This is a genomic window from Azospirillum brasilense, assembly GCF_005222205.1.
GTDB classification, from domain to species: domain Bacteria; phylum Pseudomonadota; class Alphaproteobacteria; order Azospirillales; family Azospirillaceae; genus Azospirillum; species Azospirillum brasilense_G.
This window is the reverse complement of sequence record NZ_CP032348.1, coordinates 256,535-265,000: the sequence shown is the minus strand read 5'-3', so window position 1 is coordinate 265,000 and position 8,466 is coordinate 256,535. Positions and strand designations below refer to the sequence as shown.

The 8,466-nt window shown below is 68.5% G+C and carries 8 protein-coding genes; 6 read left to right on the top strand and 2 right to left on the bottom strand.

All coding sequences use genetic code 11. The annotated features are described in order from the left end of the window. Positions 1-30 precede the first annotated feature (30 nt). On the top strand, positions 31-375 hold the full coding sequence (locus D3869_RS27140; RefSeq protein WP_247896055.1) for a hypothetical protein: 345 nt from the start codon (positions 31-33) through the stop codon (positions 373-375). Between the two features lie 81 nt (positions 376-456). Here D3869_RS27140 and D3869_RS27135 read toward each other — a convergent pair whose 3' ends face one another. Further along, a complete protein-coding gene (locus tag D3869_RS27135; protein WP_137142831.1) occupies positions 457-2,535 on the bottom strand; it encodes a cellulase family glycosylhydrolase in 2,079 nt (692 codons plus the stop codon). Positions 2,536-2,922: 387 nt separating this feature from the next. Between D3869_RS27135 and D3869_RS27130 the strand changes: the two genes are divergently transcribed. Then, positions 2,923-3,336, top strand: a complete 414-nt coding sequence (locus tag D3869_RS27130; protein ID WP_137142830.1) for a hypothetical protein — start codon at positions 2,923-2,925, stop codon at positions 3,334-3,336. A gap of 70 nt (positions 3,337-3,406) precedes the next feature. On the opposite strand, the gene D3869_RS27125 is transcribed toward D3869_RS27130, so the two are convergent. Then, positions 3,407-3,682: a hypothetical protein gene (locus D3869_RS27125; protein ID WP_247896054.1), complete on the bottom strand. Its 276-nt coding sequence runs from the start codon at positions 3,680-3,682 to the stop codon at positions 3,407-3,409. A 314-nt stretch (positions 3,683-3,996) separates the two neighbouring features. Between D3869_RS27125 and D3869_RS27120 the strand changes: the two genes are divergently transcribed. From D3869_RS27120 to D3869_RS27105, 4 genes are all read left to right on the top strand, one after another. Beyond that, the gene (locus D3869_RS27120; RefSeq protein WP_137142828.1) at positions 3,997-5,259 is read left to right on the top strand and encodes a GTP cyclohydrolase II; all 1,263 of its coding nucleotides are present in this window, start codon (positions 3,997-3,999) and stop codon (positions 5,257-5,259) included. Then, positions 5,256-6,464 (top strand): URC4/urg3 family protein, encoded by a 1,209-nt coding sequence (locus D3869_RS27115; protein WP_137142827.1) that lies wholly within the window; start codon positions 5,256-5,258, stop codon positions 6,462-6,464. Before D3869_RS27120 ends, D3869_RS27115 begins: the two co-directional genes overlap by 4 nt. A 29-nt stretch (positions 6,465-6,493) precedes the next feature. Continuing rightward, positions 6,494-7,159 (top strand): uracil phosphoribosyltransferase, encoded by a 666-nt coding sequence (upp, locus tag D3869_RS27110; RefSeq protein WP_137142826.1) that lies wholly within the window; start codon positions 6,494-6,496, stop codon positions 7,157-7,159. Positions 7,160-7,307: 148 nt separating this feature from the next. After that, positions 7,308-8,312 carry a BMP family protein gene (locus D3869_RS27105; protein WP_137142825.1) on the top strand — a complete coding sequence of 335 codons (1,005 nt, stop codon included), beginning with the start codon at positions 7,308-7,310 and terminating at the stop codon, positions 8,310-8,312. Positions 8,313-8,466 lie beyond the last annotated feature (154 nt).

Genomic DNA, 8,466 nt, shown 5'->3' with positions numbered 1-8,466 from the left:
CGCCCCGCGAGGCCGGTCGATCCGGTCGTGATGGCTCTGAACCTGCTGAACGGTCCCCGCACCCGGGCGGCGCTTCTGAAGGCCGTGGAGGAGCGGGTGAAGACGGACGCGGAGGAACGCCGCCGCTTCGCTGCCGCCGCCGGACGGGTGCAGGGCGCCACGGGCGAGCAGGCGCTGACCCAGGCGGTCGGCAATTACCTGCGCGACCTGTCCCGCCTTCCCGAAGCCGGGCGCAGCGGGCCCTATCTGTGGCTGGCCGAGACGGTCGCCATCCTGGCCGGCGGCGGGCGTCCGGGGCAGCCGGGCAGCCTCTTCCACGACCCGCGGGCCGAGGCGGAAGCGCTGTTCCGCCCGCGCGGAGCGGCCTCGGCGTAACGGCGGCGCTGGAAAACGGGAAAAGCCCGGCGCCGGAGATCCTCCGACGCCGGGCGATTCCTCAACGGACCAACTGTGCGATCAGGCGATCGTGCCGTCGAACAGGGCCGGCTCGATGGCGCTCATCTTCGCCGTGTTCACCGCCCAGTCGTCGGTCATGATGCCGCCGGTGTCGCCCGAGCCGGGGCTCCAGGCCCAGTAGGTGAAGCTGACGCCCTGGTCGCCTGCCGCCAGATCGGACTTGCCGTCGCCGTTGTAGTCGCCGTCCATGTACTTGACCATGGCGTCGAGCCACTGCTTGTCCTGGCTGGTCTCCAGCTTGGTGCCGAACTCGCCGACGAGGACCGGCGCGATGTCCTTCTGGACGATCCAGCCCCAGGCGTCCGTCCAGATGTCCTTCATGTTGTTCGGGTAGCTGGGGTCATTGAACCAGCCGAAGCCGGCCATCGACGGCGGGTAGTCGTGGACGGAATAGACCAGCTTGTTGTCGATGTTGAAGTCGACCGGGTCGGTCTTCACGCCGTCCAGGTTGCCGCCCCACCAGTAGGTCCCCTCCGACGAGTTCTCGACGCCCTCGACGATCAGCAGCCAGTTCGGGTTGACCGACTGGACGGCGTTGCCGATGCGCTCCGCCGCGGCCTTCCAGTCGGTGGCCTGGTTGCCGTCGCCCCAGGTGGCCTGGCCGTGCGGCTCGTTGTGCAGGTCGGCGGCGACGACCGACGGGTTGTCGGCGTAACGCTGGGCCAGCATCTTCCAGTTCTCGATCATCTTCGATTCCGGGTACTGGCTGGTGTACCAGAGCCCGTTCTCGTTGGCCGAGGCACCGTCGCCGGAGCGGTGGTGGTCGAGGATGATCTTCATGCCGGTCTGATCGGCGTATTCGATGATCTTGTCGAACACCTCGAGGCTGGTCTTGCCCTGAAGCTCCGGGTTCTTCGAATAGTCGATGCCGGTGGGCATGCGGCCGTTGTCCAGCATGGCGTCCGACCAGGGCAGGCGGATGGTGTTGAAGCCCTGGTCCTGCATCTGGTCCATGATGTTCTTGTAGCTGTCCTGCCACAGACCCTGCGGGGCGAAGGCGTAGCCTTCCGCGCCGAACCAGTTGACGCCGGTCAGCTTCACGTTGTTGCCGGCGCTGTCGACGATCTGGCTGCCCTCGGTGTGCAGGTAGCCGCCGCTGGACCCGGCGCCGCTGTCGGTGGAGGGCGTCGTCACCGGGGCGGTCGGCGTGGTCGGCGCGGCCGGCGTCGTGGAGGGCGCGGAGGCGGAGCCGGAGGTGAACAGGCCCTTGTCGGCGTCCACCACCAGCGTGCCGTTCCACCACAGGTCGGCCTGCCCCTTGATGACGTCCTTGCCGTCGAGCGCGCCCTTGTCATAGCTGACCGCGGAGTCGGTCGGGGCGTACGCGTGCCCGTTGATGGTCACGCTGCCGACATGCAGGTTGCGGTCCTGACCGTTCACGGTGGCGTCGTTGTCGTACTGGACCTGGATCTTGTGCGCCTGACCGGCGGCCAGATCGGTCTTGAAGGAGAAGTCCTTCGCCTCCGTGCCGGCCATGCCCTCGCCAATCGTCTTGCCGTCCGCCAGCACCGTGAAGTGCGCGTTCTGGCCCGCCGCGGCGGTGCCGCGGGCGTTGATGGTGATGGTCGAGGAGCCGGTGGCGGCGGAGCCATCGCTGCCGCCCGTGGCGGCGCTGTCGGCCTCCGGCGCGGCGGGGGTGCTGCCGGAGGTCGCCGTATTGGTGGCCGTATTGGGCGTGGCACCGTAGAGCGACGCCGGGGTGGAGAAGCTCAGCGCCCCGTTCCACCACAGGCCTTCCTGCCCGGCCATGGTCCCGCCGGTGTCGTCGTGCCGCTCATAGCTCGCGTCGGTCGGGCTCAGCGTGTGGCCGTTGATGACGATCGACTTGATGCCCAGGTCGCGGTTCGACCCGGCGTTCACATCGTCGTTGTCATAAACAACCTGGACTTTGTGTGCCTGACCAGAGGAAACGTCAACGTCGAATGTATAGGCTTTCGGCTCGGCCGAGCCCACCGACGCCTGACCAACATCCTTGCCGTCGATCATCAGACGAAAGTGAGGATTCACAGCGTCCGAAGAGGTGCCATAGGCGTTCACGACGATTTTGGACTTGGTCAAACCAGTGGAGGTCGTCGCCATTTGTCTATTCCATTGCGGTTTCGATGGGCAGACGGTGGCCTCAGATGGTTAACGAGATACTAACAATTCATTTAAAATGAATTAACCATTTGTGGCAAATAGGAGCGGCCGGCGGCAGGCTTTGCCTGATGCGGCGGCGCAACAGCAGGCCGGCCCTGGCTTTGCGGGGGACGCGCCGGGGGCACCGCCGCCGCCCTCGCGCAGCACCGTTCGGCGTCCATGCCCCAGGCTGGTCACAGGCGGGAGGCCGACCGGTTCACATCCGGAATGCCTCCAACGTCCCGGTGTGGACAGCGTGGTGCGAGCCGGCGCGGAGTCCGCCCTTCCGAAGTGTCAACCCGTGGGCGAAGCCGCACGTGCTACACTGTGCGCCACGACGGATGGTGAATGATGACGGGCATGAGGATGGTGGCGGCGCTGTGGATGGCGGCTTTGGCGGCGGCCTCGGCAACCGCGCTTGCGGGCGCGCCGGCGCAGGCGGCGTCGGCTCCCGCCTTGGGGCAGAGCGTGTCGCTGGTGACCACCAGCGGGTCGGCCACCTTCAAACTGTGCCGCAACTGGGTGTTCACCCACACCTGCCGCGAGTATGGAAACGTCGCGGTGCCCGCGCGCATCGCGGCGGGCGATTCGTTTGAAATCACCTTCGGCAGCAACCCGAAGACGATGTGGTTCCGGGTGAAGGCCGTCCTGCTTCAGGACGGGCGCTGCCTGCTGATCCCCAAGCATGAGGACATGCCGGCCAAGGGCGAGGACGAGCCGGTGGACATGCTGATCGTGGACCCGTGCCGCGTCCTGCGGTGACGGTCCTCCAGTGAAAGCCCTGCGATGAAGGCGCGCCCGCTCGCGGGCCGCCTTCCGCAGGACGGCGCACTCAGCGCAGCGGGATGTTCATCTGCACGCTGAGGCCCGGGGCGGGCGCGTAATAGACCGGTGGCGGCGGCGGTGCGTAGACCACACGCGGGGCCGGAGCGTAATAGACGGGCGGCGGGCGGCGCATCACCACGACGGGCGGCGGCGGCTCGTAGATCACCACGGGGCCATGGCCATGGTGGTGGTGCTTGTGCTTGGGCTTGCGCCAATGCTTGTGGTCATCGGCCAGCGCCGGGGCGGCCAGCGCGACGGTCAGCACCAGGCTTCCCAGCGCCACACCCCAACCACGCTTGCCAATTCCGCCTTTGCCTGAATGGCCCGCGCCTGAGTGGACGGACATTCCCTGCATCCTTTTTCTGCGATCGGTTGACCCGATCCTAACAGCAGATCGTGTGCCCAAGCTCTGGCTCCAACCATCCGCCCTGGGACAAATTTCGGGCACCCCTTATTCCCCGAAGGTGGTGCCCCCCGGCGGAAATGGCGGGTCGAAAACCGAACGAACGTCAGAGGTTGCGGCCATTCGATTTGGTGTTCGCAGGCGCCGAAACTGTGTCACACTGACGCATGGTGAATGGCATCGGGAGCGTCCGTATGGAAAGCCGCCGCAACCAGCCGCAACGTCACATCGTTCTCGCCTCGCACCCGACCGGCGGCGCCAAGCCGCGCTACACCCCGGTCCATTGGGGCGCCCCCACCGCTGCGGAGCGCGGCCCGGTCGTCGCCTCCCTCTCCGACCCGGCGCAACGCAACGCCATCGGCGCCCACGCCGGCAGCTACGCGGTCTATCGGGCGCTCGCCGTCGCGGCGGGGCAGCTCAGCGCTTATCACGTGCCGGACCTGACCAACACCGCGCCGGCGGAGCCGATCGGCCCGCACCCGCAATGGGGCGACCCGGAGAAGATCGTCTCCATCGACCCCTTCGGCCATATGGTCAGCGACGCCTTCGGCGATCATCTGGCGCGCGGCGTCGACGTCCGCCCGACCATCGCCGTGACCAAGGCCCGCATCAAGATGCCGGAGCTGGTGGACGCCATGCGCGCCGGGCGGCTGGCGGCGGACGGCCAGATCCTGCTGCCCAGCGGCGACGCCCGCGTGACCAAGGTCGCCATCGAGCCTGTGTGGTTCCTGCCCGGCATCGCCAAGCGCTTCGGCATCACCGAGAGCGCGCTCCGCCGCGGCCTGTTCGAGCACACCGGAAGCATGTTCCCGGAGCTGGTGACCCGCCCCGACCTGAAGGTCTTCCTGCCGCCGATCAACGGCCTGACCGTCTACATCCTGGGCGACGTGGCGGCGCTGACCGACCCGGCGCGCAAGGTCGCCTGCCGGGTCCATGACGAGTGCAACGGGTCGGACGTCTTCGGCTCCGACATCTGCACCTGCCGCCCCTACCTGACCCACGGCGTCGAGGAGTGCATCCGCACCGCCCAGGAGAACGGCGCCGGCCTCATCATCTACAACCGCAAGGAAGGGCGCGCGCTCGGCGAGGTGACCAAGTTCCTGGTCTACAACGCGCGCAAGCGGCAGCCCGGCGGCGACCGGGCGGAGGCCTATTTCGAGCGGACCGAGTGCGTGGCCGGCGTCCAGGACATGCGCTTCCAGGAGTTGATGCCCGACGTCTTCCACTGGCTGGGCGTCAGCCGCATCGACCGCATGGTGTCGATGAGCAACATGAAGTCCGACGCCATCCGCCGCGCCGGCATCGAGATCGTGGAGCAAATCCCGATCCCCGACGAACTGATCCCCGACGACGCCAAGGTGGAGATGGACGCCAAGAAGGCCGCCGGCTACTTCACCCCCGCCGTGCCGACCGCGGAGGAGCTGACCGTCGCCAAGGGCCGGGGGCTGACCGATTGAGCACCGTCGGCGACGATGATGTGGGGTGGCTGCTCTCCGCCGACGCGGTGCGCCAGCGCGCCCACGCGATCCTGGCGAAGGCCGAGCGCGGCGACCTCGCCCATTTCGAGCTTCGCCCGGAGCGGCTGCTTGATGCCGCTGCCCTGGTCGCCGCGGTGACGCGGGAGTCCTACCCGGACCTGGATGTCCCCTACCACAGCCGCTGGCGGCATTTCGTGGTGAACGGCGACGACCGCTGGGCGACGCTCGCCGCCGAACTGAGCGCGGACGCCGACGAGATCGCGCGCATCCGCTTCGACCTCGCGGTGACCAGCGTCCTGCTCGACGCTGGGGCGGGCGACCGCTGGCGCTACCGCGACGCGGCGGGGATCGAGCTGGCGCGCTCCGAAGGGCTGGCCATCGCCAGCTTCGACCTGTTCCGCGCGGGCGGCTTCGCTGACGATCCGGCCCACGCCCCGCTGCGCGCCGACGCGGCCGCCCTCTCCGCCATGACCGAGGAAACACTCGCCCGCGGTTTCCAGGCCGGGCCGGACAACCCGCTGGTCGGGCTGGAGGGGCGCGCGGCGCTGCTCCGCCGGCTGGGGAGCGCGCTGGCTGACGCGCCCGGCCTGTTCGGACGGCCGGGGCGGGTCGGCACCCTCTACGACGCGCTGAAGGCGCGGGCCGTGGACGGCACGCTTCCCGCCACCGCGATCCTCGACGCGGTGCTGCGCGGGCTGGGGCCGATCTGGCCTGGCCGGATCGAGCGCGGCGGCGTCAATCTCGGCGACAGCTGGACTCATTCGGCGGTCGGCCTCGTCCCCTTCCACAAGCTGTCGCAATGGCTCAGCTATTCGCTGGTCGAGCCGCTGGAGGGGGCGGGCATCGCCGTCACCGGGCTGGACCGACTGACCGGCCTGCCGGAATACCGCAACGGCGGGCTGCTGGTGGACGGCGGCGTTCTGATGCCGAAGGACCCGCGCCTCCTCACCGACGAGCTGGAGGTGGGGGACGAGGCCGTGGTGGAGTGGCGCGCCCTGACCGTCGCCCTGCTCGACCGTCTCGCCGACGACGTGCGCGCCCGTCTGGGCGTGCCCGCGGAGAGCTTCCCGCTCGCCAAGGTCCTCCAGGGCGGGACCTGGACCGCCGGACGCCGGATCGCCCGCGAGCGCCGCCCCGGCGGCGGCCCGCCGATCCGCATCCGCAGCGACGGAACCGTCTTCTGATGTGACGCCAACCACCCGAAGGGTCGCCCATGCCCAACCCGACGTCGCCCATTCCGACGCTCCCCATCCCGACGTTGACGGTCATCGACCATCCTCTGGTCCAGCACAAGCTGACCCTTCTGCGGCGGCGGGAGACCCCCACCGCCCGGTTCCACGAGGTGATGCGGGAGGTGTCGCAGCTCATGGGCTACGAGCTGACGCGCGACCTTCCCCTGGAGGACCGCCCGATGGAAACGCCGCTGGCCAGTTTCGACGCGCCGCTGCTGACCGGCAAGAAGCTGTGCCTCGTCTCCATCCTTCGGGCCGGGCAAGGGCTGCTCGACGGCATGCGCACGCTGCTGCCGTCGGCCCGCATCGGGCACATCGGCCTCTACCGCGACCAGGAGACGCTGACCCCCGTCGAGTATTTCTTCAAGGTGCCGGAGGACATCGAAGAGCGGCTGGTCATCCTGGTCGATCCCATGCTCGCCACCGGTCACACGGCCGTCGCGGCGGTGCACCGGCTGAAGGACGCGGGGGCCGCCGCCATCAAGCTGGCGGTGCTGGTGGCCGCCCCGGAGGGCTTGCGCACCTTCCACGACGCGCATCCGGACGTGCCCGTCTTCACCGCCGCGGTGGACGAGCGGCTGGATGAGAACGGCTACATCCTGCCCGGCCTGGGCGACGCCGGCGACCGGCTTTACGGCACCCGCTGAGAATCGTTGCCGCCCATTTGGTCACATGCCACCCTGCCGACCCGTGAGAGCCGCAGCAGGGCTGACGCGCACGGAATGGCATTGCCGTTGCAACGCCTCTGCTGCACATCTGTGCCGAAACAGCAAAGCAGACGGAGGGGGTTGCAAAATGGGGAACCTGTTGGGCGTGGCGCGTCGCGCCGTCCTGTGCGGCGCGGCGGCGGCCGCCGTTGCGGCGATGGCTCTGCCCGCCTGGGCTCAGTCGAAGGTCAAGGTCGCCGGCATCTACACCGTGCCGATCGAACAGCAGTGGGTCAGCCGCATCCACACCGCCCTGAAGGCCGCCGAGGCCCGCGGCGAGATCGAGTATGTCTGGGCCGAGTCGGTCGCCAACACCGACTATGAGCGCGTGATGCGCCAGTACGCCGAGGGCGGCCAGCAGTTGGTCTTCGGCGAGGTCTTCGGCGTCGAGCGCGCGGCCCGCGCCGTCGCCAAGGACTATCCCAAGACCGCCTTCGTCATGGGCTCCAGCTTCAAGCCGCAGGAGCCGAACTTCTCGGTCTTCGACAACTACATCCAGGAGCCGGCCTATCTGACCGGCATGATCGCGGGTGCGGTGTCCAAGTCGAACGTCATCGGCATGGTCGGCGGCTACCCGATCCCGGAGGTGAACCGCCTGATGAACGCCTTCATGGAGGGCGCCAAGGAGGTGAACCCGAACGTGAAGTTCATGGTCAGCTTCATCGGGTCCTGGTTCGACCCGCCGAAGGCCAAGGAAGCCGCCTTCGCGATGATCGACCGCGGCGCCGACGTGATGTACGCCGAGCGCTTCGGCGTGTCCGACGCCGCCAAGGAGCGCAAGGTCCTGGCCATCGGCAACGTCATCAACACCCAGCCGCAGTATCCGGAGACCGTGGTCGCCAGCGCGCTCTGGCACATGGAGCCGTCGGTCGACCGTGCCATCGCCGCGGTGAAGGCCGGCAGCTACAAGGCCGAGGATTACGGCCCCTACAGCCAGATGGTCCATAAGGGCTCCAGCCTCGCCCCGCTCGGCACCTTCGAGGGCAAGGTTCCCGCCGACGTGATGGCCAAGGTGAAGGCCCGCGAGCAGGAAATCCTCGACGGCAAGTTCACCGTGAAGGTGAACGACAACGAGCCCAAGTCGACGATGTGATCCACATCTCCTAAAAAGCATCGCCTTTCAGTCCCTCTCCCGCCCCGGGAGAGGGAGGGGCCCGCGCAAAGCGCGGGAGGGTGAGGGTGCCGCCAAGAATCAGCGCTTTGATCCTCGGCTCCACCCTCACCCGCCCGCTTCGCGGGCACCCTCT

Excerpts from the sequence above, each read along its gene's own strand:
- D3869_RS27140 (WP_247896055.1), top strand. The coding sequence starts at position 31 with ATGGCTCTGAACCTGCTGAACGGTCCCCGCACCCGGGCGGCGCTTCTG.
- upp (WP_137142826.1), top strand. The coding sequence starts at position 6,494 with ATGCCCAACCCGACGTCGCCCATTCCGACGCTCCCCATCCCGACGTTG.
- D3869_RS27135 (WP_137142831.1), bottom strand. The coding sequence starts at position 2,535 with ATGGCGACGACCTCCACTGGTTTGACCAAGTCCAAAATCGTCGTGAAC.
- D3869_RS27105 (WP_137142825.1), top strand. The coding sequence starts at position 7,308 with ATGGGGAACCTGTTGGGCGTGGCGCGTCGCGCCGTCCTGTGCGGCGCG.
- D3869_RS27130 (WP_137142830.1), top strand. The coding sequence starts at position 2,923 with ATGATGACGGGCATGAGGATGGTGGCGGCGCTGTGGATGGCGGCTTTG.
- D3869_RS27120 (WP_137142828.1), top strand. The coding sequence starts at position 3,997 with ATGGAAAGCCGCCGCAACCAGCCGCAACGTCACATCGTTCTCGCCTCG.